The organism is Thalassospira lucentensis (assembly GCF_011806425.1).
In the GTDB taxonomy this organism is placed as follows: domain Bacteria; phylum Pseudomonadota; class Alphaproteobacteria; order Rhodospirillales; family Thalassospiraceae; genus Thalassospira; species Thalassospira lucentensis_B.
Genome location: NZ_JAATOV010000002.1, coordinates 291,161 through 314,911 on the forward strand (window position 1 = coordinate 291,161; position 23,751 = coordinate 314,911).

25 protein-coding genes are annotated in these 23,751 nt (G+C 53.1%); 8 read left to right on the forward strand and 17 right to left on the reverse strand.

Annotated elements, in window-relative coordinates:
* Positions 1 to 28: 28 nt before the first annotated feature.
* The 4 genes from HCZ99_RS06925 to HCZ99_RS06940 all read right to left on the reverse strand — a co-directional run bounded on the left by HCZ99_RS06925 (position 29) and on the right by HCZ99_RS06940 (position 1,956).
* Complete coding sequence (locus HCZ99_RS06925; protein ID WP_167446224.1) at positions 29 to 877, reverse strand: AAA family ATPase; 849 nt, start codon at positions 875 to 877, stop codon at positions 29 to 31.
* Between the two features lie 81 nt (positions 878 to 958).
* Complete coding sequence (locus HCZ99_RS06930; RefSeq protein WP_167446225.1) at positions 959 to 1,339, reverse strand: helix-turn-helix domain-containing protein; 381 nt, start codon at positions 1,337 to 1,339, stop codon at positions 959 to 961.
* Complete coding sequence (locus HCZ99_RS06935; protein WP_167446226.1) at positions 1,332 to 1,571, reverse strand: hypothetical protein; 240 nt, start codon at positions 1,569 to 1,571, stop codon at positions 1,332 to 1,334. Before HCZ99_RS06935 ends, HCZ99_RS06930 begins: the two co-directional genes overlap by 8 nt.
* Complete coding sequence (locus HCZ99_RS06940; protein WP_167446227.1) at positions 1,555 to 1,956, reverse strand: hypothetical protein; 402 nt, start codon at positions 1,954 to 1,956, stop codon at positions 1,555 to 1,557. The genes HCZ99_RS06935 and HCZ99_RS06940 overlap by 17 nt, the downstream gene beginning before the upstream one ends.
* Before the next feature lie 404 nt (positions 1,957 to 2,360).
* Between HCZ99_RS06940 and HCZ99_RS06945 the strand changes: the two genes are divergently transcribed.
* The 3 genes from HCZ99_RS06945 to HCZ99_RS06955 all read left to right on the forward strand — a co-directional run bounded on the left by HCZ99_RS06945 (position 2,361) and on the right by HCZ99_RS06955 (position 5,698).
* The gene (locus HCZ99_RS06945) at positions 2,361 to 3,785 is read left to right on the forward strand and encodes an aldehyde dehydrogenase family protein (protein WP_167446228.1); all 1,425 of its coding nucleotides are present in this window, start codon (positions 2,361 to 2,363) and stop codon (positions 3,783 to 3,785) included.
* Positions 3,786 to 3,914: 129 nt separating this feature from the next.
* Positions 3,915 to 4,631 carry a hypothetical protein gene (locus tag HCZ99_RS06950; protein ID WP_167446229.1) on the forward strand — a complete coding sequence of 239 codons (717 nt, stop codon included), beginning with the start codon at positions 3,915 to 3,917 and terminating at the stop codon, positions 4,629 to 4,631.
* 224 nt (positions 4,632 to 4,855) lie between these two features.
* Complete coding sequence (locus HCZ99_RS06955; RefSeq protein WP_167446230.1) at positions 4,856 to 5,698, forward strand: tetratricopeptide repeat protein; 843 nt, start codon at positions 4,856 to 4,858, stop codon at positions 5,696 to 5,698.
* Positions 5,699 to 5,793: 95 nt separating this feature from the next.
* Here HCZ99_RS06955 and HCZ99_RS06960 read toward each other — a convergent pair whose 3' ends face one another.
* On the reverse strand, positions 5,794 to 7,089 hold the full coding sequence (locus tag HCZ99_RS06960; RefSeq protein WP_167446231.1) for an MFS transporter: 1,296 nt from the start codon (positions 7,087 to 7,089) through the stop codon (positions 5,794 to 5,796).
* Between the two features lie 83 nt (positions 7,090 to 7,172).
* Positions 7,173 to 7,871: a TetR/AcrR family transcriptional regulator gene (locus HCZ99_RS06965; RefSeq protein ID WP_167446232.1), complete on the reverse strand. Its 699-nt coding sequence runs from the start codon at positions 7,869 to 7,871 to the stop codon at positions 7,173 to 7,175.
* Positions 7,872 to 8,250: 379 nt separating this feature from the next.
* Between HCZ99_RS06965 and HCZ99_RS06970 the strand changes: the two genes are divergently transcribed.
* Positions 8,251 to 9,621 carry a DUF2254 domain-containing protein gene (locus tag HCZ99_RS06970; protein ID WP_167446233.1) on the forward strand — a complete coding sequence of 457 codons (1,371 nt, stop codon included), beginning with the start codon at positions 8,251 to 8,253 and terminating at the stop codon, positions 9,619 to 9,621.
* A 74-nt stretch (positions 9,622 to 9,695) separates the two neighbouring features.
* On the opposite strand, the gene HCZ99_RS06975 is transcribed toward HCZ99_RS06970, so the two are convergent.
* Positions 9,696 to 9,965, reverse strand: coding sequence for a DUF2798 domain-containing protein (locus HCZ99_RS06975; protein WP_167446234.1), 270 nt, complete (start codon positions 9,963 to 9,965; stop codon positions 9,696 to 9,698).
* Positions 9,966 to 10,020: 55 nt separating this feature from the next.
* Between HCZ99_RS06975 and HCZ99_RS06980 the strand changes: the two genes are divergently transcribed.
* Positions 10,021 to 10,926, forward strand: coding sequence for a LysR family transcriptional regulator (locus HCZ99_RS06980; protein WP_167446235.1), 906 nt, complete (start codon positions 10,021 to 10,023; stop codon positions 10,924 to 10,926).
* Positions 10,927 to 11,015: 89 nt separating this feature from the next.
* Here HCZ99_RS06980 and alaS read toward each other — a convergent pair whose 3' ends face one another.
* The 6 genes from alaS to HCZ99_RS07010 form a co-directional block, all read right to left on the reverse strand.
* Complete coding sequence (gene alaS / locus HCZ99_RS06985; RefSeq protein WP_167446236.1) at positions 11,016 to 13,670, reverse strand: alanine--tRNA ligase; 2,655 nt, start codon at positions 13,668 to 13,670, stop codon at positions 11,016 to 11,018.
* Positions 13,671 to 13,782: 112 nt separating this feature from the next.
* Positions 13,783 to 14,304 carry a GNAT family N-acetyltransferase gene (locus HCZ99_RS06990; protein ID WP_167446237.1) on the reverse strand — a complete coding sequence of 174 codons (522 nt, stop codon included), beginning with the start codon at positions 14,302 to 14,304 and terminating at the stop codon, positions 13,783 to 13,785.
* A 149-nt stretch (positions 14,305 to 14,453) separates the two neighbouring features.
* A complete protein-coding gene (locus HCZ99_RS06995; protein WP_167446238.1) occupies positions 14,454 to 14,597 on the reverse strand; it encodes an entericidin in 144 nt (47 codons plus the stop codon).
* A gap of 290 nt (positions 14,598 to 14,887) precedes the next feature.
* On the reverse strand, positions 14,888 to 15,064 hold the full coding sequence (locus HCZ99_RS07000; protein WP_167446239.1) for a DUF1328 domain-containing protein: 177 nt from the start codon (positions 15,062 to 15,064) through the stop codon (positions 14,888 to 14,890).
* 122 nt (positions 15,065 to 15,186) lie between these two features.
* A complete protein-coding gene (locus HCZ99_RS07005) occupies positions 15,187 to 15,327 on the reverse strand; it encodes an entericidin A/B family lipoprotein (protein ID WP_175581431.1) in 141 nt (46 codons plus the stop codon).
* A 349-nt stretch (positions 15,328 to 15,676) separates the two neighbouring features.
* Complete coding sequence (locus HCZ99_RS07010) at positions 15,677 to 16,726, reverse strand: alpha/beta hydrolase family protein (RefSeq protein ID WP_167446240.1); 1,050 nt, start codon at positions 16,724 to 16,726, stop codon at positions 15,677 to 15,679.
* Between the two features lie 133 nt (positions 16,727 to 16,859).
* Between HCZ99_RS07010 and HCZ99_RS07015 the strand changes: the two genes are divergently transcribed.
* Complete coding sequence (locus tag HCZ99_RS07015) at positions 16,860 to 17,897, forward strand: helix-turn-helix domain-containing protein (RefSeq protein ID WP_167446241.1); 1,038 nt, start codon at positions 16,860 to 16,862, stop codon at positions 17,895 to 17,897.
* Between the two features lie 162 nt (positions 17,898 to 18,059).
* On the opposite strand, the gene recA is transcribed toward HCZ99_RS07015, so the two are convergent.
* Together recA and nikR are read right to left on the reverse strand one after the other, a co-directional pair.
* On the reverse strand, positions 18,060 to 19,133 hold the full coding sequence (gene recA / locus HCZ99_RS07020) for a recombinase RecA (RefSeq protein ID WP_167446242.1): 1,074 nt from the start codon (positions 19,131 to 19,133) through the stop codon (positions 18,060 to 18,062).
* Between the two features lie 279 nt (positions 19,134 to 19,412).
* On the reverse strand, positions 19,413 to 19,892 hold the full coding sequence (gene nikR, locus HCZ99_RS07025) for a nickel-responsive transcriptional regulator NikR (RefSeq protein WP_167446243.1): 480 nt from the start codon (positions 19,890 to 19,892) through the stop codon (positions 19,413 to 19,415).
* Between the two features lie 98 nt (positions 19,893 to 19,990).
* Between nikR and HCZ99_RS07030 the strand changes: the two genes are divergently transcribed.
* Positions 19,991 to 20,788 carry a DUF4198 domain-containing protein gene (locus tag HCZ99_RS07030; RefSeq protein ID WP_167446244.1) on the forward strand — a complete coding sequence of 266 codons (798 nt, stop codon included), beginning with the start codon at positions 19,991 to 19,993 and terminating at the stop codon, positions 20,786 to 20,788.
* A 4-nt stretch (positions 20,789 to 20,792) separates the two neighbouring features.
* A complete protein-coding gene (locus HCZ99_RS07035; protein WP_167446245.1) occupies positions 20,793 to 21,347 on the forward strand; it encodes a hypothetical protein in 555 nt (184 codons plus the stop codon).
* 65 nt (positions 21,348 to 21,412) lie between these two features.
* Here HCZ99_RS07035 and HCZ99_RS07040 read toward each other — a convergent pair whose 3' ends face one another.
* Together HCZ99_RS07040 and HCZ99_RS07045 are read right to left on the reverse strand one after the other, a co-directional pair.
* Positions 21,413 to 22,312 (reverse strand): DMT family transporter, encoded by a 900-nt coding sequence (locus HCZ99_RS07040; RefSeq protein WP_167446246.1) that lies wholly within the window; start codon positions 22,310 to 22,312, stop codon positions 21,413 to 21,415.
* 471 nt (positions 22,313 to 22,783) lie between these two features.
* Positions 22,784 to 23,485, reverse strand: a complete 702-nt coding sequence (locus HCZ99_RS07045) for a hypothetical protein (RefSeq protein WP_167446247.1) — start codon at positions 23,483 to 23,485, stop codon at positions 22,784 to 22,786.
* Positions 23,486 to 23,751 lie beyond the last annotated feature (266 nt).

Genomic DNA, 23,751 nt, shown 5'->3' on the forward strand with positions numbered 1-23,751 from the left:
CGTCACCGGACTTCACTCGGGGCTTTACTTAGCGCCCTTCGCGCCGGGCCATGAAGGCAAGGCGTTCAAACAGATGGACGTCTTGCTCGTTCTTGAGTAACGCGCCATGCATCGGCGGGACCGCGGTTTTGCTGTCCTTGGCGCGCAGGGCTTCGGGTGGCAAGTCTTCGGCCATCAGCAATTTCAACCAATCAAGCAATTCCGATGTTGAGGGTTTCTTTTTCAAACCCGACACATCACGCATGTCGTAAAACAGGTTAAGGGCCTCTGCCACCAGGCGTTTTTGGATGCCGGGATAATGCACCTCAATGATCTGGTTCATCGTGTCGGCATCGGGGAAGCGGATATAGTGGAAGAAACAGCGGCGCAGGAATGCGTCGGGCAGTTCTTTTTCATTATTAGACGTGATGATGACAATCGGGCGGTTGGTCGCCTTGATGGTTTCTTGGGTCTCGTAGACAAAGAACTCCATCCGGTCGAGTTCTTGCAGCAAATCATTGGGAAATTCGATATCGGCCTTATCGATTTCATCAATCAAAAGAACCGGCGCCTCGCCATCGGATTCAAATGCTTCCCACAGTTTGCCCTTTACGATGTAATTGGCAATGTTGTGCACGCGTTCATCGCCCAACTGGCTATCGCGCAGGCGCGACACCGCGTCATATTCATAAAGTCCCTGCTGGGCGCGGGTGGTGGATTTGATCGACCAGGTGATCAGCTTTTTGCCGAGCGACTTTGCAATTTCCTCGGCCAAAACCGTTTTGCCGGTGCCCGGTTCACCCTTAACCAAAAGCGGTCTTTGCAACGTGATGGCGGCATTCACCGCCACCATCAAATCGTCTGTCGCGACGTAATTTTCCGTACCCTGAAACTTCATTTTTGCCCTGCAATAGAGGTTGACGTTTGCGTTAACCTAGGCCGTCATAACGAATTGAGCAAGGGCACAGCAAGCCATCGCCTATGTGCCGTTGCGCTTAAGCGCTTGTGCCGGGCTCTCGCCATACCATTCGCGGTAAGACCGCGAAAAGTTGCTGACATGGTTAAATCCAACAGCCGCCGCCACTTGTTTGACGGTTCCGTCGCCAGATGTCAGCAACTCCCGCGCACGGGTCATCCGTTCAGATCGGATGAACTCGCCACAGGTATTTCCCGTCTCGCATTTAAACAGGTTGTTTAAGCGGCTTTCGGTCAGTCCGGCATCATCAGCCAACTGAGGTACCGAAAGCGGCGATGCCATTTGGGCCGTGACCCGGGCGATGGTATCCGCAAGCACGGTTTGCTCAAGCACTGTTGGCTTGGGGGTATTTTCCCTTTCCTGATTACGCTCGCAATTAGGCATCAATCACTTCGGTCAGGAACAGGGTCGATAGACCTTCAAGTTTTAATTTGCGTCCCACCCCGGTCATCTGCTGGGAAAACGTGGCACTGACGATGCGGCGGATCTTGTTGGTGATCGGCAAAGGGCGAATTTCAACCACATCCGTGGCATCGGACAAAAACGGACCAAGCTGATCGGGGACGGTGTCACCGAAACGGCGATATAAGGCATCAAGTTCAATTGTCACGCCCATATGGCGGATCAACTGACCTTTTTGGCAGGAAATAACGGGTCCCCAGCCGGTCCACCCGCATGGCAAAACCAGTTTCTGGTGACATTCTGCGATGTATACCCTCGGGACATTTGAAATCCAAACACCCCATCAGATTGATCGATCCGGAAAACCAGCCGGGTGGTAAGGCGTTTTGCACATCAAACCGCGAATCTTCATAAACGTTCAATTCCGCACGGTGCAAAAAGGTGCCATTGCCAAAATCGATCCGCTCCAACCGGCCTTTGGCCCCGGGCAATTCAAACAGATCGCCATCCGCCAGCCTAAGCTCGCCGATATCAGAATTCTGGTCGTCATGCGAAAACATGCCGAACATGTCATCGGCACTTTGTCCGGTTTCCTGCATGGTTGCCTGTTCCCGTGTTCTTTGCGTTTTTTATTTGGTTTTTCCGCCCGTTTATCGGCGCTTATTCTTGCCTGCGTATCCTAATATCAATGCGCGGTCTGTGACAATGCGCACGCAGTCGGTCAGCCGATTGGAAAGCAGCAAGCGGCACTTCTCAAAACGCACCGCCCACGTATTCGACACCATTCTTTGATGGACCTTTGATCGCAGACATTTATCATGACAAGCTATGCTGGTTCATAAGATCAGGTCACAAGATCAAAGAACGGCGTTATGGTTTACCCAACGGGTCACGCCGCGGATAAACCGGCAGAGGAAACGGACCTGAACATAAAAAAATGCCGGGTGAAAAAACACCGGCCGCGAAATTCAAATCATCTGGCAGATAATCAGGAAGGCTTCCGATGCAAAACGCAGGTAAATTCTATATCGACGGCACATGGGGTGATCCAATCTCGACCGAGAAAATGGATGTCATCAATCCGGCCACCGAAGCTGTCATCGCGCAAATCCCACTGGCCAACGAAGACGATGTCAACCTTGCCGTGGCGGCCGCCAAGCGCGCCTTTGTCACCTATAGCCAGACCACGGTTGATGAACGGCTGGGTATGCTCGAACGCCTTTTGGCGATTTATAAGCGCCGCTATGACGAGGTCGCGCAAACCATCACATCCGAACTGGGCGCGCCGATCACGATGTCGCGCGAACAGCAAGCTGATGCCGGTGTGGGCCATCTTGAAGATTTCATTGCGGTATTGCGGGACCTTAAAACCGAAGAAACCCTGCATAACGGGGAAACGCTTTTGCGCGAACCGATTGGGGTTTGCGGCCTGATTACGCCGTGGAACTGGCCGATCAACCAGATCGTGCTAAAAGTTATCCCGGCCTTGGCGACCGGCTGTACCTGTGTGTTGAAACCATCCGAATTCACCCCGCTTAATGCCGTACTTTATGCCGAAATGATCGACGAGGCAGGCTTCCCCAAAGGCTCCTTTAACCTTGTTCAGGGGGCAGGCCCCGTGGCCGGGGCGGCGATGTCGCGCCATCCTGACATTTCGATGATGTCCTTTACCGGATCAACCCGTGCAGGCAAGGCGATCACAAAGGACGCGTCTGAAACCATCAAACGCGTGACACTGGAACTGGGCGGGAAATCACCCAACATTGTCTTTGAAGATGTCGATATCGAAGACCGCATCGCGTTTAGTGTTTCGGACGTGTTTAACAATTCCGGTCAAACCTGTGACGCGCCGACCCGCATGCTGGTACAGCGATCGATCTATGACGACGCGGTCAAGGTGGCCAAGCGGGTTGGCGACGCCGCATCTGTTGGCGATCCAACGGCGGAAGGCGATCACATCGGCCCGCTGGTCAGCCACATTCAATATGACCGGGTTCAAACCCTTATTCAGGCGGGCATCGACGAAGGCGCGAAAGTGCTGGTTGGTGGGGTTGGCAAACCCGATGGCATCAACAAGGGATACTTTACCAAGCCAACGATTTTCTATGATGTGAACAACGACATGCGCGTCGCGCGTGAAGAAATCTTTGGCCCCGTCGTGGTCATGATCCCGTTTGACACTGAAGAAGACGCCATCGAAATCGCCAATGACACGCCATATGGCCTGGCGGCGTATATCCAAACACCCGACGATGCCAAGGCCGACCGCGTTGCACGCAAGCTACGCGCTGGCATGATCCGCATCAACGGTGCCTTCCCACGTGCCGGAAGCCCGTTTGGCGGCTACAAACAATCGGGCATCGGCCGCGAAGGCGGGCTGTTTGGCCTTGAAGATTTCATGGAAATCAAAATGCTGCATAAGCCCTGATGACGGCATACAAACAGGCGCCGGAAACAGTCTGGCGCCTGTTTGTATAATCCTCACCCCAACTTCGGATAGTTTACCCTTTCCTTTCCGGTACTTAGAATAAGCACCGACATGAGGGAAGGGACACACATGATCAAAAAACTAATTGCATTTGCAGCAGCAGCAGCCTTGTCTGCATGTGTTACGACGTCTGACTCATTTGACGCGCAAAACGAGATCGGTACGGTCTATAGCGGGTCGATCCCCACGAAGGGTGGTGACATTCTTTTGCCGCCGGGCGACTGGACCGTGGTTGGAAAATCCACCGAAAAGAACAAATATTCTCAAACATTTGGCAATGTCGCACTCGCCAAGATTGATGAAAATAAAACCCTTGATGGTTTTGTGATGTATTCAGCCGCGCTTGATGTTCCGATGCGCTTTTATTTCCACGCGTCGAGTTATTGCGACCCCGAACAACAAACGCTTTATTTTGAACAGCAGGCCAACCAGCAAGGCGGTCTTCAGCAGTGCTTCTTCATCGAAGACTGGTCCCTAAACGTGACCGAGAATTCAGAAGATTTCATTCAACAAGCTGATGCTTATTTCAAAAAACACAACGTTTCAAAACCGGCGACGATGTTGTTCACCAACTATCGGATGTCACGCCGCAACAAGCTTCTGATTGCGCAATATGGCTTTAACTATCGCCAGCCGGTTGGTGATGTCATCCCCGGTTTCACACCATCGGAAAAGTTCGTCTATGACCACCCGTTTGGCACCGAGGGATGGAAAACCAATCTTGAAACCGTGGTTTCCTGGTCCAAGGAAAACGAACCAAAGATTACAAAAGCCTTCCTAAAATAGGCTTGCTATTAACACTGACCTGAATGGGCCCCCGCATTGTCACTTGTCCGGGGCCTTTTTGATTTTGGGGGTAAATTTGACGTGTAATCTGGCTTGGCAATACCAACATCATAAGGAGCATCATATAGGGCTGGTAATGATGGAATGGGTCCCTATAATCCCATCGTTAATCGATAAAATTAAGGGTTTACCAACAAAACCCTAGAAGGATTGGGAGACCACAAATGAACGCGATGTCCTTTTCAGAAATGGGGCTTTCGGCCCTGAAAAGGCGACAATTTGACGCCGCAATCAATATGCTGCGACAAGCGCTTGGCGAAGATGCGGATAACCTTGAAGCCCGGTTTGGCTTGGCCCGTGCCCTGCATGAAAAAGGTTCGATCACCGAAGCACTTGGCGAATATCGTACGGTGCTGCAATCTGATGAAGGCCATGAAGACTGCCTGCATCACATTGCACGCGCCTTACTGCAAAAGGGTGATGCGCGTGGGGCTCTGAACCATGTTGATATCATTTTACGCAACAAACCAACCGACCCACATTTTTTGACCCTGCGCGCACAGGCCTTGCTGGAACTTGATCATCCCGATGATGCACTATCAAGCCTGCAAACCGCGGCACATCATAATCCGGGATCAGAAGACATCCACCGTCTGATGGCGGAATGTTACCGCGTCAATGAAGACCGCGAAGGCGAACGCCGCGCGATCGAGCAATTATTGCGGATCGATCCACGGTCGATGACCGCGGCCAACGATCTTGCGGTGATTGATCTGCGCGACGGGCATCCGATGACAGCGTTTGAAACCTATGAAAAGATCCTTGCCCAAATCCCCGAACATCCCGAGGCAACCCTTAACCGTGCCATTGCGCTGACCGTGATGGGCGGCATGGATCATCAGGCGATTTGGGACCGCGTCACGGAAGTTTGCTCAGATATGGACGGGCTTGACGAAATCCGCGCCCTTGCCGATGCGTTGGCCAAGCTGCCCGATGAAAAGCGCAAAGAAAGCCCCGAGGCGGAGGCCCTGACCGCGCGGGCAGCGTTGGCAAAGATCGCTTATTAAATCGTACTCATTCGCCGATGATAAGACCATCATAAGGATGCGCCGCAGATGTGGACGCATCCTTATGTGATTTTGGGCGAATATTAAGACTAAGATTAAGACGCCGGGGCTGTTTCAGGTGCCGCATCTGATGCCACATCTGGGGCCGCATCGCGTGCCGGGATCACCGACCGGGTTTTAACCCAACCCAAAATCCCTGCCACACAGATAAAGGCCGCAACACAGCCGACCATGAATGGGGCGTTGGTATGAAGCCCGGCCAGCACCCCGCCCGCCAAAACGGCGGCGGCCTCAGCCAAGACATGCACCGATCGGTAGATACCAAGCGCCTGCCCCTGCTCATGCGCGCCGGCCCCGTTGGAAATAAACAGGCTGGTGGTGACTTCACACCAGGCAATGCCAAATGCCGCAATACACATCGGCACAAAAATCCAAACCAGCCCATCAGGCAGGACAAAGGTCAGCAACCCGATGCCAAGCAACATGTGCCCAATGGTTGCCACCCCGCGCAAGCCAATCGGACGCTGGGCGCGGTCAACCGTCAGGCCCGCCAAAATCAGCGGAATGGAAATGATCGCCGAGCACATGCCAAGGAAGCTGCTGGTGACGTCATGGTTTTGAACCAGATAGACCCCAAAGAAGCAGAAGAACAAAAAGATCGCAAAGTAACTAAAGAACGACACGACAAAGGCCGGCATCAATGATGGATCGGTCAGGGTTTGCCACACTGTGCGGTCGGTTTGCGGGCCATCTTCGGGCATCCGTCCACGGCGGCGGGCATATTCCGGGATACGCAAAATCACCGCAACCACCAACAGGTTAAAGCCATACATACCCGCGGCAAAAAAGAACGGCCAAGACACATTAAATGCCGGATGGATCGTCGGGTCTGAGAAAAATCCGCCCATTAAGGGGCCAATGATCCAGCCGACATTGATCGCGACGGTCAGCAAACCGAAATTGCGCACCTTGCTTTTGGGGGTGCTGATATCCGATGCAATCGACTGGGCAATCGCCATATTGCCTTCGCACAGGCCCGATACAAACCGCCCAATCAACACCATCGGCAGGTTGGCCGTGGAAACCCCGACCGCGACGACGATATAGCCACTGGCCGCCCCCAAAAGGGATGCCAGCAAAACAGGTTTACGCCCGACCTTATCAGACATCCGCCCCAACCAAGGGGCACCGACAAACTGCCCGATCGGATACAGCGCCATTGCCACGCCCAACAATATGGTGCGGTATTGTTCTGGTACGGATGGATCAAGAAAGCCCAGTTCGGGCTTTAAAAACATCGGACCAAAGACAGGATAGGGCAAACTAAAACCGGCAAACCCAAACAGTACCGTCAAAAAGACGGCCGACATTGCCTTGTTTTCCTGCGACATGGGGTACTCCGTGGGGCGTGAAGGTGATGCAATTTCGTCAATTGAAAGGGATCGGGGCTGCGTGATTTTGCGGGTCTGGTCGTCTAACCTGACGAACGGGGCAAGGCTACGTAGCGCTCAGCAAGGGCGCGGACCTTTTGCCTAGCATCGTCAACCTGCCAGCCCGCCCCAATCAAAAGATCGGCTAGCGCATCGCACAGGATATTGATCGCGTTTTCGCGCAATTGATGGCCGTAATGGCGATCGGTAATTTCGGATAGAACCAACACATTGATCCCGTATCCCAGCCCCCAACTGCCAAGGTTCAGGTTGCGCGTGCGGCTGGTGATATCCGATGCGATACCAAGTTCACCCGCGCCTTGGGTCAGGAAGGTCTGGAACATCTCGGTCACAGCGCCGATTTGATCAAGCTGGGCCTGATGGCGGGCCGGTGTGGCGCGCGTCCAAATCGATGGTGCCAATGCCAGATATTCGGCCTCAAACAATTGCGGATGCTCAATGGAAAACCAAAGGTCGAGCAAATTGGCTATGATGTATTTTTCAATCGCACTGCCATCGTGATGGCGCGCGGTATCAAATTTTTCTGCCCGCTTGGCCCCGGCCATCACGGCAAGACCAATCAAAAGGTCTTCCTTGCTGGCGAAATGGCCATACAGGGTGCCAACCGAAATGGCGCAAAGCTTTGCCAGATCGGACATTTTCAGTTCGAAAAAACCGACCTTCGCAATCAGACCTGCCGCATTTTCAAGGATCAGTTCTTCGCGCTGTTGGCGTTTTTCCATGCGGTTTTGCGCAACCATGCCAGACCAATTTTTCGTTGATGAAACCATTTTTGACGTAAAATCGAATTTGGTTCATTTTTTAAATGCAGACAATCGTCGTTTTCGCATAGGTGGGTTTCATCACCGAGCGTATGCACCTGCCAAACCATCAAACGCGGCACCTCTGTGGTGTTGTCCGGTCTTTGAAATCAATTCATGGTTTTGGTGGGGATTTTGCGTCCCAAAGGACCCTGTATATAATCCCCCAAAACGGGAACTCAATTTGTGATCAGGCGTTTAACCTTTGTTGCAACTCACATTCGTGCTTTTGTGACGTCAGCATATCATTGATCACGCGCAGTGCTTTTTGACTGTCGCAACCAGAACTGGGCGAACTTTCATGTTTCAACGCTTCATCCGGATATGGGAATTTCTGACCCACAGCTTGTGGTTCACCCCATTGCTTTATGCAATTCTCGGCGTGGCGTTCGCCCTGTTATCGACCCGTATTCCGGGCAGCGACCTGATCGGAACCCTGCCGGAATTCTGGCCCCGATTTAGCACCATCGACACTGCCAAGGATCTGATCTCGACCCTGCTTGGCGCGCTTGTGACGATGATAACCTTTGCGCTGTCGATCACGATGGTTGTTTTGACCTTGGCGGCTGGGTCACTTGGCCCCAGAACCATTCGCAATTTTATGGGCGATCCGAAAACCCAAAATTCGATTGGCTGTTTTGTCGGGTCGATCCTGTTTTTAATTGGCGCACTGGTGATTATGGGGGGCACATCGAAAAATGTGCAAGTCCCGCAAATCCTGACCATGACAGGCATCGGGCTGTTTGTGATTTGTCTGTTTGTGCTGATCTTTTTTGTGCACAATCTGGGCCGGTCCATCGTTGCCGATCAGGTGATTTATAAGGTCGGAAGCAACCTTGAAAAGACCATTTCATCGGCCCTTGAAACGCTAAAATCCCCGATTGATACAGCGTCAAAGGATCACTGCACCCTGCCCGACAGTTCGGAAATCGACGATGATCACGCGATCATTGCCAAAACATCTGGCTATGTGCAGGGGCTCGATTACGAAGCAATCCGCAATGAGGCGACCAAACACGGCATTACGGTATCGCTGATTGTTCATGCCGGGCAGCACGTAATTAAGGGCGATTTCATTGGCGAAATCAAACCGACCCAAAACCAGGACCAAGAACCCAAACCGCTGAACGAATGCCAAGACGCGATTAAGAACTACATCATGATCGGCAATCAGCGCACCGAAATGCTGGATGTTGAATTTGCCCTGCGCCAATTGGTGGAAATTGCCCTGCGTGCCTTGTCACCGGGGATCAATGACCCGTTCACCGCCATTGCGGTTGTCTATCAGCTGGGCCGCGCCCTGCCCAAAGCCATGCCGTTCCACTATCCGGTCGGGGTTTGGAAGGACGATGATGGCCATACCCGTATTTGCAGCCAGATCAATGATTTTGGCGGGATGCTTGAAGCCTCGTTCAACCAAATCCGACAAGCCGCCTGCACCAAGCCCGATGTGCTGTTGCCCATGGCCGAGGTGCTTGAAAGCCTGATCAGTTTGACACACGATGCCAAGCAACGCGATGTGCTGTGCCATCACGCCACCCTAATCGCCAACACCGCCAAACGCGACATCCCCGAAACCACGGACTGCGCCACCGTCCAGCAAGCAGTTGACCGCGTGTTGCGCAAGCGACCGGAACCATCAAAACCGGATGACGAAACGACGGGTTCGTAAGCAGCCAACCATCCTTAAAGACAAACAAAAAGGGTCCCAAATGGGACCCTTTTTAAATTGCGATATTTTGGCTATCAGCCGGGCTGACGCACCAGGCGCGCGGTAATCTTGCCGACTTTTCCGGCGCTGAGCACCACCAGACAAAAGCCAATCGGCCAGGCCACGATGAAGGCATTGGCCCATCGCAGCAGATAGTTTGTATCCATGCCGGTATTGATCATCGTGACGAGGGCCGTCATCAAAAAGCAAAGCCAAAGCGACATAAAAAAGGCAAAAACGAAGCGGTGCATGCGCGGGGGAAACATTTGTATCCTCATGTTTGATCTGTCATCGGGCGCAAACATCGCTTATTCTTGTTTTTGGAAATAGACCAAATTTCTGAAAGATAGATTCTCATAAATGGAACATGTTCATCATCTGGATGATCTGGCGATTTTTGCCCAACTGGTCGAGGCTGGCAGTTTGCGCCGTGGATCGACGGCCCTGCGCATGCCGGTTGCAACACTTAGTCGGCGTTTGCAAAAACTCGAAACGGCCCTTGGATGCAAGCTGCTTCAACGCGGCGGTAAGGGCTTTGCCCTGACCGAAGCGGGACGCGAATATTATGATCGCCTAAAACCAATGTTGCTTGAGCTCAGCACACAGCTTCATGAAATTGATCAACGCCAAAGTCAGTGCGTTGGGCTCCTGCGGGTTGGGATGCCGGTCAATCTTGCAGTGCAGTGGCTTGACCGATTTTTGTCCGGTTTTATGACGCGTTATCCCCGCATTGATTTGCACCTAACGCTATCGAACAGAACCCTTGATCAACAAGAGGCACCGTTTGATGTCGCCATCCGGGTCGGCAAGCAAACCCAACAATCCCTGATGGTCAAACGCTTGACCGGCACTTGGCTGGTTCTGTGTAGCGCACCTGCCTATCTGTCGCGCAACGACGCACCCACCGCGCCCGATCAATTAAACGATCACGATCTGATCGTCGCCCGCCCGCTCAGCACTTGGCGTTTTCGCCACCCTCAAAGTGGTGCTATGGAAACCCTTGGCGTTTCAGGACGCTTTAGCGTCGATGACATGGAACTCGCTACCCGCATGATCATCGACGGGCATGGGATCGGCCTGATCCCGCACAGCACGGTGGCCGACCATTTAAAGACCGGCAAGCTTGTGCCGCTTTTGACAGAATGGGAAACCGATCAGCGTGACTTCTATGCTGTCTGGCATGAAAGCGACTTCATGCCCATGCGCCAGCGCGTGTTCCTTGATGAACTCACGCAATTTGCCGCGACTAACCCGCCAGTCATTTAAACGATCAGCCCGCGACCAATCATCAGACAAAGAAAAAGGGCCCCATTCGGGACCCTTTAAATCGTCAGACTTTTGACTGTAATGATCGCTTAGCCTGCGATATGGGCTTCGATTGCGGCCAGTGCGGCGTCGGCTTGGGATGGGTCAGAACCGCCACCCTGTGCCATATCCGGGCGCCCGCCGCCGCCTTTACCGCCGAGTTTTTCAACACCGATGCGCACCAGATCAACAGCACTATAGGTGCCTTTCAAATCCTCGGTCAGGCCAACCACGATGGATGCTTTGCCGCCATCATTTGAAACCAAGGCAACAATGCCTGATCCCATCTGATCGCGAAGCTCATCGACCATACCTTTAAGTTCCTTGGCCGGAATACCGTCAAGGGCACGCAGCGCCATTTTAACGCCGTTGACGTCTTTAAACGCATCCCCGCCAGATGCAGCACCCGAGCCCGCCGTGGCAAGCTTTTTACGCAGGTCCGAAACTTCGCGCTCCAAACGACGACGTTCTTCCTGCAATGCTTTGACACGGGCCGGAACGTCTTCTGGGCTGGCTTTAAGGTCGGCAGCAACCGTCCCCAAAACGTTTTCACGTGCGGCCATATAGTCCGCGGCATCGGCCCCCGTCAGGGCTTCGATCCGGCGTACACCACTTGAAACCGCCCCTTCCGAAACGATTTTAAACATCCCGATATCACCGGTGCGGTTCACATGCGTTCCACCGCAAAGTTCAAGCGAATAGGCATGTTCGTTGGCCTCTGGCAGGCCCATCGATACAACACGGACTTCATCGCCGTATTTTTCACCAAACAGCGCCATGGCACCAAGTTCAATCGCCTCATCTGGCGTCATCAAACGGGTGGTAACTTCGCTGTTTTCGCGGATCAGGCGGTTTACATCAGCTTCGATCACGGCAGCCTGTTCGGCGGTAACCGGTTTTGGATGTGACACGTCAAAACGCAAGCGATCCGGGGCCACCAAAGACCCCTTTTGGGTGACGTGATCGCCAAGATGCTTGCGCATTACGGCGTGCAACAAGTGCGTTGCAGAGTGGTTGGCACGCAGCGATGAACGGCGGGTATGATCGACGCGGAATTCAGCCGCATCACCAACTTTAACCTCGCCCTCAACCACTTTGCCGATATGGACATGCAAGGTGCCAAGCTTTTTCTGCGTCGCGCTGATCTCAACCACGGCACCGCCTTCGGTTTTGATCACGCCGGCATCGCCCTGCTGACCACCAGATTCGCCAAAGAAGGTCGTCTGATTGGCAACCAGTGCAATTTCATCGCCCTTGGTCGCGGTTTTAACTTCGGCACCGTCTTTGATCAGGGCAGTAACAACACCTTCGGCGGTTTCGGTCTCATAGCCCAAAAACTCGGTCGCGCCGTCACGGTCCTGAATATCGAACCAGACTTCTTCGGTCGCGGCCTCACCGGAGCCAGACCATGCGGCGCGGGCTTTGGCTTTTTGTTCTTCCATGGCAGCACTAAAGCCGTCTTCATCGATGCCGATTTTACGCGGTTTAAGCGCATCAGCCGTCAGATCAAGCGGGAAGCCATAGGTGTCATAAAGCTTAAAGGCAACGTCACCCGAAAGGATGGCCCCTTCGTCCATGCCATCGGTCGCGTCATCAAGCATCTTAAGCCCGCGATCAAGCATGGTTTTAAAGCCCTGCTCTTCAAGCTTAAGCGTTTCTTCGATCAGGGCCTGTGCGCGGACCAGTTCCGGGAAGGCACCGCCCATTTTGCGGACCAGCGACGGAACCAGTTCATACATCACCGGATCTTGCGTGCCGATCATGTGCAGATGGCGCATTGCGCGGCGCATGATACGACGCAGAACGTTCCCGCGACCGGCATTGGACGGCAAAACGCCGTCAGCAATCAGGAAGCTGGTCGAACGCAAATGGTCGGCAACCACACGGTGCGACACATTATGCGGGCCATCCGGATCGGTATTGGTGAAATCAGCCGATGCTTCGATCAGCGCACGCATCAAGTCGATGTCATAGTTGTCGTGCTTGCCCTGCAAAACCGCGGCAACACGTTCAAGCCCCATACCCGTATCAATGGATGGTTTTGGCAGATCAAGACGATCCCCATTGGCCATCTGTTCATACTGCATGAAGACGAGGTTCCAGATTTCAATGAAACGGTCGCCGTCTTCTTCAGGACTGCCGGGAGGGCCGCCCCAGATGTGATCGCCATGGTCAAAGAAGATTTCCGAACACGGACCACAAGGACCGGTATCGCCCATCGACCAGAAGTTATCAGAGGTCGGAATGCGAATGATGCGGTCATCAGACAGGCCCGCAATCTTTTTCCAAAGGGCATGCGCCTCGTCATCGGTGTGATAGACGGTGACCAACAGTTTCTCTGCCGGAAGGCCATATTCCTTGGTGATCAGGTTCCAGGCGAATTCAATCGCGTTTTCCTTGAAATAATCGCCAAACGAAAAGTTGCCGAGCATTTCAAAAAAGGTGTGATGGCGCGCGGTATGACCGACATTTTCAAGGTCGTTATGCTTGCCCCCGGCACGTACGCATTTCTGCGACGTGGTCGCGCGGCTGTAATCGCGCGGTTCCTGGCCGGTGAAAACGTTCTTGAACTGAACCATCCCGGCGTTGGTAAACATCAAGGTGGGGTCATTGCGCGGCACCAGCGGGCTGGAGGGAACGACTTCGTGGCCGTTCTTGCGGAAGAACTCCAGAAACGTGGTGCGGATATCATTAACGGTCTGCATATCTCTCCAACCCGGAAAACGCGGAACAAACACACCCGCGCACAGCACGGGCAGGACTGCCCTATTTAGCGGCTCGGCCCTGCGCTGTCCAGTCGGGGGAAGTGCTAAGCGACTAAAAGACGCGTTTAAGGCGATATCGGTTCATTTTGGGGATAAAATCACGCACCCCAAAGCCCGATTTTTCAAGCAATCGTCGTGATGCAAGATTATCGGGATGCACAAAGGCTGTAAGCTCTGGCAATCGGTAATGATGCGCCGCCAAATCAAGCGATGCTGTCAGAAGCTCGGTACCAAATCCCTGTCCCCAGGCATCGGGATGGAAATAGTACCCCACTTCTGGCCCCCACCCCGGATCAAACGGATCGGTGTAAAGACCACCCCAGCCAATAATGGACTGGTTTTCCTTTGCGCGAATGACCCAGGGCGCGAAGCCATCGCGACGGCGGAACCATTCATGCACCAGAACCCGTTTACGACAGGCGGCAAAGGTTTGGTCCACATGGGTAAATCGCATTGCATCGTGATTGCCCAAAAAACCATATAACCGCGCAACATCGCCCAACCGTGCTGGTGCCAACACCAAACGATTGGTTTCGAACGTTGTAACGGCGTTATGATTTCGGTCAGATTTCATCACGGTCAAACACTGCGGGATGACGGAAAGAAATCAGATAAAACCCATTTGCCGAACGGATCCTTCAAATGGGTGCTTTCAATGGGTTTCAGAGCTGATGTTGCGGGCGCATTCGGTGTGGAAAATTCCGCGACTGTGTCGAGACGCGCTTACTTCTCGACACCTTCCTGAATTTGTTCGCCAAGCTTTTCAACGTCACGGCCAAATCCTGCTGCGGTCTCGCAAGCGGCAAGTGAAAAGCCCAAACCAGCAATCATGGTCAATGCCAACAGGCGTTTCATAATGGTCGACATCGTTTTTGTGCTCCTGCCTTTAACGACATGTTGATTGTGACGCGCGGGGCGTCCGTCTGAAATGCTTATACGGCGATTTAAAATGCCAAAAGCGGCAAAAATCAGATGGCTATCTTGTCGAGGGACATCTGCGCTGGCAACTATTTACTTCGCGCGTGGCGATGTCGTGTGTCGTGACCAGTAGGCGGGCGCGGGATTTCGTCGAGATTTTTAAAAGTTCGGTGATCACACAGCAAAACGGGCGCGCCTTGGCACGCCCGTCTTGGTTTGCTCGTGTCTTATTATCCCGATTAAACGGGTGGTCCGCGTCCACGCAACGCGTTGACCAGAAGTGAAACAAGGAAAAGCACGATAAAGACAAAGAACAGTATCTTTGCAATTCCTACAAACGTTCCGGCCAGACCGCCAAAGCCCAAAACGGCGGCGATCAGGGCAAGAACGAGACAAAAGATTGCCCAACCTATCATTACTTATACTCCGTTTTCCGTGTCACGCGTTGATCGACCCAATGGAGGGGAGGAGATCAATTGGCATCAATCAACAAGCGCGACGAAGAATAGATGAGTGTTCAATTTTTAATTGGTATCTATTAATCAGCTTCGCTTTGAATTGCTTCACCAGCATCTTCAACATCGCGGCCGAAGCCTTCTGCAGTTTCACAGGCAGCAAGACCAAGGCCCATCCCTGAAATCATTGCAACTGCGAAAATCTTTTTCAGAATATCTGACATCTTGTTTGCTCCTGTGTTCGTATTATTTTTATACCGTGATTGAGTTCACATTAAGTCAAACGGCGTAGGTGGAAAGTTGTTCCCGCTACTCATCCTTGAAGTTGATTAAAATTACTAAAAACTTCAAAAATTCGTCTTTCTTCAATGACTTAACGGTATAAAAAAAGTTGATCTGCGCTTGTATTTTTTTGAAATCAGGCTTTGCACCGGCTCGTCCATCGCCGTCATACGCCCCCTGAAATCACAATCTTAAGGCAACAACATCGCGCAAACACAACCATCCCCCTCAAAAGCGGCTTATGCAAGGCAGGGTTGTTTTACGCCAAAAATTATTCCCTCTTCATTCCCCCTATTTTCTTTGGCCCAGCGCAAGAAAATCAGCGACCTTATCGACAATCTGATCATGGATCCGCGCACGGTCCGCCCCCGCCGGGTCCGAACAAACCGGATCGTCTTTCATTTCTTTTAGAAGTTTGGCTGCACCGGGCAGGCATTCACCGAGAAACGTCAGGTGATAGGCCGGGGCAAACACCGCCAATGATGCATTTTTCACCCGTGCCACAATATTGCTGCCTGTTTCGCTAACGTCCGCTGCCCGCCAGCCATGCTCTTTGCCAAGGCGAATAAACAGCACCGGATTGGTCACATCGGCCAAACTTTGCGCATCAACCGCATCGGTCATGCCCGGCTCAATCGCAACGGTTTTGGAAATCCGGGGATCAGCGTTTGTGTCGTGAAAATCGCGCGGCAGATTATCAAAATCGACCCCGCCCTTTTGATAGAAGTCGCAATCCTGCGCGCTGTTTTGGTACGTGGCGCAGTAGTCACGATACGCCGCCGGGTCAATCCGGACCCCGGCAAGATTAAGGACAGTCGTCCCGCCCAGCGAAAACCCGATGGCGGAAATATCGCGCGTGTCGATATAAGGCGCGAATTCAGGATTGGCGAGAACCTGATCAAGGGCGGCAGTGATATCCTTGGCACGCTGTCCAAGATACATTGTCCGACGCGGCGATGAATCCCCGCTGGTGGTGCCGGGATGATTGACCGCCAGAACCATCGCACCGCGTAACGCCAATTGCGATGACAACCAACCGATGGCATCCATATTACCGCCCGATCCATGCGACAGCAAAATAAGTGGATGCTTTCCCGGCGCAATCGCCGCCCCGATATAGGCATCTGTACTTTTCCAGATCATGCTTTGGCCGACCGGCGCGCGATATATATGGGTGCCCGCCGGATACCAGATGGACGCCGCAACCGGCATGGAACGGTGGGCGGCGCGCACATCAAACCGGTCATACCCGGCAAGATCACTGGCGGGTTCGGCAACGGCAGAAGTGAAGGTGGCAAAAAGGCCCAAGGCCAGAACCATCGCAGAAGTTACATGTTTCATGATTTCAATCCGTGTTTTAATGTTTGCTGAATTGAAATTGCTTCTGTTTGGGGGCTTTGGCGTCCTTTAACCGGTTTTAGGACACCCAAAACCGGTTTTGGGACATGTTCGACCAAGCGTTAATTGGGCACACATGATCGTTTTACCCCTTCCGATGGTTGCTGCGCTGGTGCTGGGCTTTTTGTTTTTGCGCGCAGCCCTGTTTGGCAATACGCCGCGCTTATTGGCCGCCGTGCTTTTGGCCTGTGCCTGCCAAAGTGTCATGGTGTCGCTGGTGCAATATTATGGCCTGACCGAGTTGCGGCTATTGCCGCCGGTCACCGCATCCGTAATCCCGGCCTTGGCGTGGGTTGCGTTTGTCGATAGTGGCATCCGCGGACAGCGACGCGCCCGCGACTGGGCCCATATCCTCTCCCCGATCGTAATGACAGCAACCGTCATTATGCTCCCTGCCCTGATTGATGCTGTTCTGGTCGCAATATTTGTCGGCTACGCGGTGGCTATTTTGATTGTGCTGCGCCGTCAGGATGATGACCTTGCCAATACTCGACTGGCATCCGGGCATATTCCAGCCCTGATTTGGCGGTTCATTGCTCTGGCTTTAATCGCCTCGGCAATCAGCGATGTTTTAATCTCGATTGCGCTTGCCTATGGCTATCGCGGCGCGCCGGGCTTGATCCTAAGCATGTTTTCATCCCTCGCACTTTTGATGATCGGGTTTATGTCCCTGTCGCCCGATATCGCGGCAGAGCCGGTTGGCGAAAACGAGGATACGTCACCTCAGCACTATAGCGCCGCCGCCAAAATCCAAGATGACGTTCCAGTTGCCCAAATCATGGAACAGCTTGAAAGTCTTTTGACGCGCGAGAAACTCTATCTTGATCCTGACCTTACGCTGTCGCGCCTTGCTCGTCGGTTGGGCTATCCGCTGAAACATGTATCGACAGCAATCAATCAGGCAACCGGGGAAAACGTATCGCGCTTTATCAATCAGCGCCGCATTGTCCATGCCTGCCAGTTACTCGAAGCAGGGCAAAACGTGACCAGCGCCATGCTGGAAAGTGGCTTTAACACCAAATCCAACTTCAATCGCGAATTTCTGCGCATCACGGGGATCAATCCCGGCAAATGGAAAAGCCACGCGGCAACAGCCATGGAAACGGCTGGATAAACATCCGCCGACTGGGCGACTGGACGATTAGGCTTAAAACCTTAAACGGCGCCGATAGCCACATGGCACGGGCCAAGTAGATTTCCGTTTAGATTTGGGCCAGACATAAAAAAACGGGCATGCCCAAGGCACACCCGTTTTTCATCATCTGATGAAGCTCGATCAATCGTCGTTTGACGGATCGTCTTCTTTCATGTTGGTCATTGCCTCGGCAATCAGACCGGCACTTTCGCGAATGCTGGTTTCGATTTCCTTGGTCATTTCCACGTTTTCACGCAGGAAGTTCTTGGCGTTTTCACGGCCCTGTCCAATACGGGTCGAGTTGTACGAGAACCACGAACCAGATTTTTCGACAATGCCGGCCTTCACGCCAAGATCAAGGATTTCGCCCATCTTGGAGATGCCTTCGCCATACATGATGTCGAATTCGATCTGTTTGAACGGCGGTGCCATTTTGTTTTTAACAACTTTGACACGGGTCTGGTTGCCGACCACTTCGTCGCGGTCTTTGATCTGACCGATACGGCGAATATCAAGACGAACCGACGCATAGAATTTAAGTGCGTTACCACCGGTCGTGGTTTCCGGGCTACCGAACATCACACCGATCTTCATACGGATCTGGTTGATGAAGATAACCATACAGTTGGACCGCGAAACCGAACTGGTCAGCTTGCGCAATGCTTGGCTCATCAGGCGGGCCTGCAGGCCAACGTGGGTATCGCCCATTTCGCCTTCAAGTTCGGCGCGCGGCACAAGGGCGGCAACCGAATCGACGACCAGAACATCAATCGCACCAGAACGCACAAGCGTATCAGCGATTTCAAGGGCCTGTTCACCGGCATCTGGCTGAGAAATCAGCAGTTCGTCAGTATTCACACCCAGCTTGCGGGCGTATCCCGGATCAAGCGCGTGTTCCGCATCGACAAACGCACAGGTGCCGCCCAACTTCTGGGCTTCGGCGATGGTGTGCAGGGCCAATGTGGTTTTACCTGAACTTTCCGGGCCGTAAATTTCAACAATACGGCCACGCGGCAGGCCGCCAATGCCAAGCCCGATATCAAGGCCCAGCGATCCGGTTGAAATCGCCGAAATATCAACGGCGCTATCACGCTGGCCGAGCTTCATAATCGAGCCCTTGCCAAATGCCCGTTCAATCTGCCCAAGGGCGGCTTCAAGTGCCTTCTGCTTATCCATAGTATCCTTATCCACCAAATGCAGCGCGGTCTGAATCATTGCTCGAACTCTCTTATTCCACAGGGCCGGGTAGGATGCAACGCAGGCGGTTCCCCGGACCTAAGTGCGGAACGCCACCGCTTAAAATGCCTGCTGCCCTAACAGATTGAATTCCCTGTGACTGCCAGCAGAACGCTTGAGAACATAATAAGAACACTCGCACATATTTTTAAATGTTGCAAGTTTGTTCTCATTTGGAAATCAACTTGGCACGTTCCACCCGGCCGATGGCGAGGTTCGAATGGCGTAGAGCGTTGTAAGACCGCAAGAAACGGGAAATTACGTGGTGATTTTCAGATGTTCGTGTTTATGGGCGTGGCCATGATGGTCGTCGCCGTGGTGATGGGATTCGACATGCAATTCACCCGGCACGGAATAAAGTTCCCCATGACGCACACCGGGCTGGGCCAGAATTTTATCGGCAAAGGCCCGGATATCAGCAAGGTTTCCGCGCAACGTCACGCTTTCAAGGCAGGTATCATGGTCAATGTGGAAATGGACCGTCGATACCGTCAGATCGTGATGTTCGTGCTGGGCGTTCATCAAACGCGATGCCAGCATGCGTTCTTCGTGGTCATAGACATAATTTAATACCGCGATGCCAACGCCATTTTCGTCCTCGGCAAGCTTGGTCTGTTGCAGCTTTTCACGAATCAGATCACGGAACCCTTCGGACCGGTTGGTATAGCCGCGCTGATTAAGAAAGGTATCAAAGGCGTCCATCAGGTCATCTTCGATCGATACGGTCACGCGGGTCATTTCAATTCCCTTTCAGAATCATCAGCTTGACTTGTATGAACAAATTTGAAAAGTTCACACATTCTTTCTTATAGCCCTAATTTCCCAAAGGATAGCAGATGTTTCAATCAAAGTTCGCAACCAGTGTCATGATTGGTGCGATTGGCTGCTTGTTCAGCGGCGCGGTGAGCGCCCACGAATTCACCCTTATGACCAGCCCAAGTGACGCAAAAGCAGGCGAAACCATGACCTACGTTATGGATTCGAGCCACGTTTTCGGCAAAGCAGAAGAAGCAGAAGCCGCCAAACATCTTGCAGCGACTTTGATCACCGCCGATCAGAAAACCGACCTTGATTTCGATGTAAATGCCGATGCGCCCAACCAGATCGGTACATTTGATGCGCCAGAAACGGCCGCATGGCTTTCGGCACATCGTCTTCCGGTGATTTGGTCCCAGACTCCGGATGGCTGGCAGGAAGGTGGCGCGGATGAACATCCCGATGCCGTCGCAGCCGTTCGTTATGAAAAATTCGCCAAGGACCTGGTCGGTGCGGCGTCAGGCGACAAAGCCGATGCCTTTATCACCGCGCCGATTGGCGACCAGCTTGAAATCGTCCCACTTTCCGATCCGCGCGAAACCGCGATTGGCGATGATGCGACCTTCCAGATCTTGCTTGATGGGCAACCGTTGACGACGTCGGTACTTGCCACCTATGCCGGGTTCACCGACACCCCGTCATCCTGGGCCTATGCGACCGAAACCCTGACCGATGAACGCGGCAGCGGCATTGCCAAAGTGCGCATCAGCGCGCCGGGCACCTGGATTGTCCGCGTTGCCACCGACGTTGCCGACGAAGAAGAAGGCGTTCGTGCCCATAACCTGCGCGCGACCCTGACCTTTGATGTCGCGAAATAAATCGATGGGCGCAGGACAAAAACTGCTGCCAATCATTGTGATGGTGTTGATGGCCTTGGCATTTGCCGGGCCATCAACCGCCCACGCCCATGGCGCGGGCTGGCAGGTGATCGACAATAGTCATACGAATCAATATCGCTTTGGCTATACCGACGGTACCGCAATGGCCTTTGCCGAGGTCGTCGTCACCGGGCCAAACGGTAAAACCTGGCAAAAGGGTCGCACGGACCGCACCGGGAATTTTGCCTTTGGCGTTGACCGCGACAGCCTGACCAAGTCGATGGCAGATACCGCGTCAAACGGTTGGAAAATCCACGTTGCCGATGGCATGGGGCATGTTGTTAATCTGACCTATCATCTGCCAAGCGTTGATAAGAACGGCACAGCAGACGAAACCACAACCGCCCCCAAAGAATCACACGCGTCCTTACAAGGCACGTCCGCCCTGCTTGATTTACCGATCTGGGCCGGGGCGCTGTTTGGCATGAGCCTTTTGGTCAATCTGTTTGGCGGCATGTTTTTGTGGTCGCGCCGCCGCGCACGGGCCAGCACGAAATAACCCACAAAGGCCAATCGCGTTGCCCCCGTGATGCGCATAAGCGCAGGGCCATTCAGACGCGAAGATCAGTGCATAAACAAAAGTGCGACACCGGCAAAGGCAAGGCAGGTCCCAAAGGCCGCCTGCCAGCCGACCGGACGCCGCAAAATCAATCCTTCATAGACAATCAAGATCACCGGCGGCAGCGCCATTAAGGTTGATGCGATCCCGACATTGGCATTTTGCACTGCCAACATCGAAAGCCACACCCCAACCGCCGGGCCGATAAACGCCCCAAGAAACAGCCATTTACCGACATCTGGCGCCATACAGGCGGTAACGGTGCGCCGTACCCGCCCCAACAGGATGGCAATCCCCCACATGGCGATCACTGCCACCAGCGTTCTGATCCATGTCGCCGAAAGGGCGGAATAACCATCAATCAAGGCGTATTTGGCAGTAATCAAATTGCTGACCTGGCCAATCGCGCCCCCAAGTCCAAACAAAACCCCGACAACATAATTGCGCCCGGCAAGCCCAACCGGTCGGCCTTTTTTACCCAAAATCACCAACAAAACCCCACCCACCCCACAGGCGATACCAGTGATTTCAATTGGTATGAGGATTTCGTCAAACAGAACCCACGCCAAAACCGCGCCCATGATCGGCACCGTCGACATTAACAGCATCGACAATCGGGCACCGAGCATCACAAATGCCTGAAACAGCATGGCATCGCCGATCACAAGGCCCAGAATAGACGACAGCGACAACCATCCGAGCTGTTCCCACGTGACCGCATTTGGCCATGGTTGGCCTTCCATCACCCAATGCAGAATGGTCAGGCAGAAAATCGAACAGATCAAACGCCCGCGATTAACCGTCTGCGCGCCGACTTTGCCGCCGATATTCGAAAAAATCATGCTCGACGTTGCCCAGCATAGGGCAGCGCTAAAAGCAGCAGCTTCGCCAAAGAAGGGAACCATAGGGCGCGTTTCCAGATTTGTTTTTTTTGAGGTGCTTTTGCGGTCAAGCAGGTGGTAACGCTTCGGTCAACCGCACCTTATTTTAGGTCACAACTTAAGCCCGGTTTTGGATGCTTTGGCAATCGCAATCCTCGCACAAATCGACACAATATCCCCCTCCAAGCATTAGCGTTCCTCGGCGTTTTTAAGCGAACGTTCAACCTTGGGGCTGGTTTGTTGGGTGGGCTACGCGCGGGGATCAAACGATTGCGTTTGCAAAACCAACCCATGATAGCCGACGCCCGTCGATACCGCCGGGTTTCATGGCACGTGACGCCATGCTTCATGATTATTTTTCAGGTGAAGATGCTTTTTAAGCGGTCTTTTGGCAGACCAGATAAGCCCGTGATGGAAAGCGGACCATCAAGAGACTGTTGAAGTGGATGCACCGGATATAAATGCAGACATCCCGAAGCATGCGACAGACCGGATTTAAAGGTCTGCCAAGACTTTGCGATAGTTGACTGTACCCTGATCAAACTGGGGCAGATAATGCGCGAATTCACCGCGCAGCCAGCTATATAGTGCCAAATCAGCGACCGGTATTATCTTGTACGCGTCAAGTGCACCGCCCAAAACGCGCAGTGAATATGCATCAATCAAAATCGCATCAAGACGCCCGGCAAACAGCATTTTGTGCATCATTTCCGGGCCACCGGGAACCTTGATAAGATTGGCATACGTGCCCATCAGGTCTGTGGACCAGGTTTGGCCCAACGCGACACCAAGCAGCTGATCTTTAAGATCATCAACACCGGAAATCGCCCCGTCACGTACCACCAAAAGCCCCTTCATATTCGCAAAGGTGACATCACCCCGCACAACCGAGACACCGCACAAATCGGGCAGGTTATCGCGTGCGACCAAAATACCATCCACCGTTCCAGTGCGAATGCCTTCGATGGATCGGGTCGCGGGCAATGCAATCGGCTCAACACAGAGCCCCGCCTGTGCCATCGCATGGCGATAGGCATCTGCCCCACGGTGATCGAGATAAACTTTGGGCATCGCAATACGCAAACATGTTTCTTTGGCATGCGCAGTTGGCAACAGCTGAAACGACAGGAAAAGTGCCAGCAATAAAATCACGGCAACACAACAGGATCGAACGAACCTGTTCTTTGGATCACGCACTTTTTAACCCTCACGGCAATTCGTTTTTTTTATTGTCCCCTCGCGGGATGTTTGCCGTACCAACCAATTTGCCCGTTTGGCACATCTTACGTGCACCTTAGGACAATCGGACCTTATTTTTTATGGCCCGTTATAACGTCACAATAATCGGTCCCAACTGATTTGGCTATATTATACAGCAACCCGCGCGTTCTTTTTCCCGCGGCGCACAAAAAGTTGGTTTCACAGCGGTATGTTTGATTTTCGTCCATATTCGCAATGACGTT

Bases quoted from the DNA above. Each gene is read 5' to 3' on its own strand.
- HCZ99_RS07015 (WP_167446241.1), top strand. From the start codon at position 16,860: ATGATCGTTTTACCCCTTCCGATGGTTGCTGCGCTGGTGCTGGGCTTT.
- HCZ99_RS07000 (WP_167446239.1), bottom strand. From the start codon at position 15,064: ATGATAGGTTGGGCAATCTTTTGTCTCGTTCTTGCCCTGATCGCCGCC.
- HCZ99_RS06960 (WP_167446231.1), bottom strand. From the start codon at position 7,089: ATGTCGCAGGAAAACAAGGCAATGTCGGCCGTCTTTTTGACGGTACTG.
- HCZ99_RS06935 (WP_167446226.1), bottom strand. From the start codon at position 1,571: ATGGGCGTGACAATTGAACTTGATGCCTTATATCGCCGTTTCGGTGAC.
- HCZ99_RS06925 (WP_167446224.1), bottom strand. From the start codon at position 877: ATGAAGTTTCAGGGTACGGAAAATTACGTCGCGACAGACGATTTGATG.
- HCZ99_RS06970 (WP_167446233.1), top strand. From the start codon at position 8,251: ATGTTTCAACGCTTCATCCGGATATGGGAATTTCTGACCCACAGCTTG.
- alaS (WP_167446236.1), bottom strand. From the start codon at position 13,670: ATGCAGACCGTTAATGATATCCGCACCACGTTTCTGGAGTTCTTCCGC.
- HCZ99_RS06995 (WP_167446238.1), bottom strand. From the start codon at position 14,597: ATGTCGACCATTATGAAACGCCTGTTGGCATTGACCATGATTGCTGGT.
- HCZ99_RS07035 (WP_167446245.1), top strand. From the start codon at position 20,793: ATGGGCGCAGGACAAAAACTGCTGCCAATCATTGTGATGGTGTTGATG.
- HCZ99_RS07005 (WP_175581431.1), bottom strand. From the start codon at position 15,327: ATGTCAGATATTCTGAAAAAGATTTTCGCAGTTGCAATGATTTCAGGG.
- HCZ99_RS06955 (WP_167446230.1), top strand. From the start codon at position 4,856: ATGAACGCGATGTCCTTTTCAGAAATGGGGCTTTCGGCCCTGAAAAGG.
- HCZ99_RS06950 (WP_167446229.1), top strand. From the start codon at position 3,915: ATGATCAAAAAACTAATTGCATTTGCAGCAGCAGCAGCCTTGTCTGCA.
- HCZ99_RS07010 (WP_167446240.1), bottom strand. From the start codon at position 16,726: ATGAAACATGTAACTTCTGCGATGGTTCTGGCCTTGGGCCTTTTTGCC.
- HCZ99_RS06945 (WP_167446228.1), top strand. From the start codon at position 2,361: ATGCAAAACGCAGGTAAATTCTATATCGACGGCACATGGGGTGATCCA.
- recA (WP_167446242.1), bottom strand. From the start codon at position 19,133: ATGATTCAGACCGCGCTGCATTTGGTGGATAAGGATACTATGGATAAG.
- HCZ99_RS06980 (WP_167446235.1), top strand. From the start codon at position 10,021: ATGGAACATGTTCATCATCTGGATGATCTGGCGATTTTTGCCCAACTG.
- HCZ99_RS07030 (WP_167446244.1), top strand. From the start codon at position 19,991: ATGTTTCAATCAAAGTTCGCAACCAGTGTCATGATTGGTGCGATTGGC.
- HCZ99_RS06990 (WP_167446237.1), bottom strand. From the start codon at position 14,304: ATGAAATCTGACCGAAATCATAACGCCGTTACAACGTTCGAAACCAAT.
- nikR (WP_167446243.1), bottom strand. From the start codon at position 19,892: ATGACCCGCGTGACCGTATCGATCGAAGATGACCTGATGGACGCCTTT.
- HCZ99_RS06940 (WP_167446227.1), bottom strand. From the start codon at position 1,956: ATGCAGGAAACCGGACAAAGTGCCGATGACATGTTCGGCATGTTTTCG.
- HCZ99_RS06975 (WP_167446234.1), bottom strand. From the start codon at position 9,965: ATGTTTGCGCCCGATGACAGATCAAACATGAGGATACAAATGTTTCCC.
- HCZ99_RS06965 (WP_167446232.1), bottom strand. From the start codon at position 7,871: ATGGAAAAACGCCAACAGCGCGAAGAACTGATCCTTGAAAATGCGGCA.
- HCZ99_RS07040 (WP_167446246.1), bottom strand. From the start codon at position 22,312: ATGGTTCCCTTCTTTGGCGAAGCTGCTGCTTTTAGCGCTGCCCTATGC.
- HCZ99_RS06930 (WP_167446225.1), bottom strand. From the start codon at position 1,339: ATGCCTAATTGCGAGCGTAATCAGGAAAGGGAAAATACCCCCAAGCCA.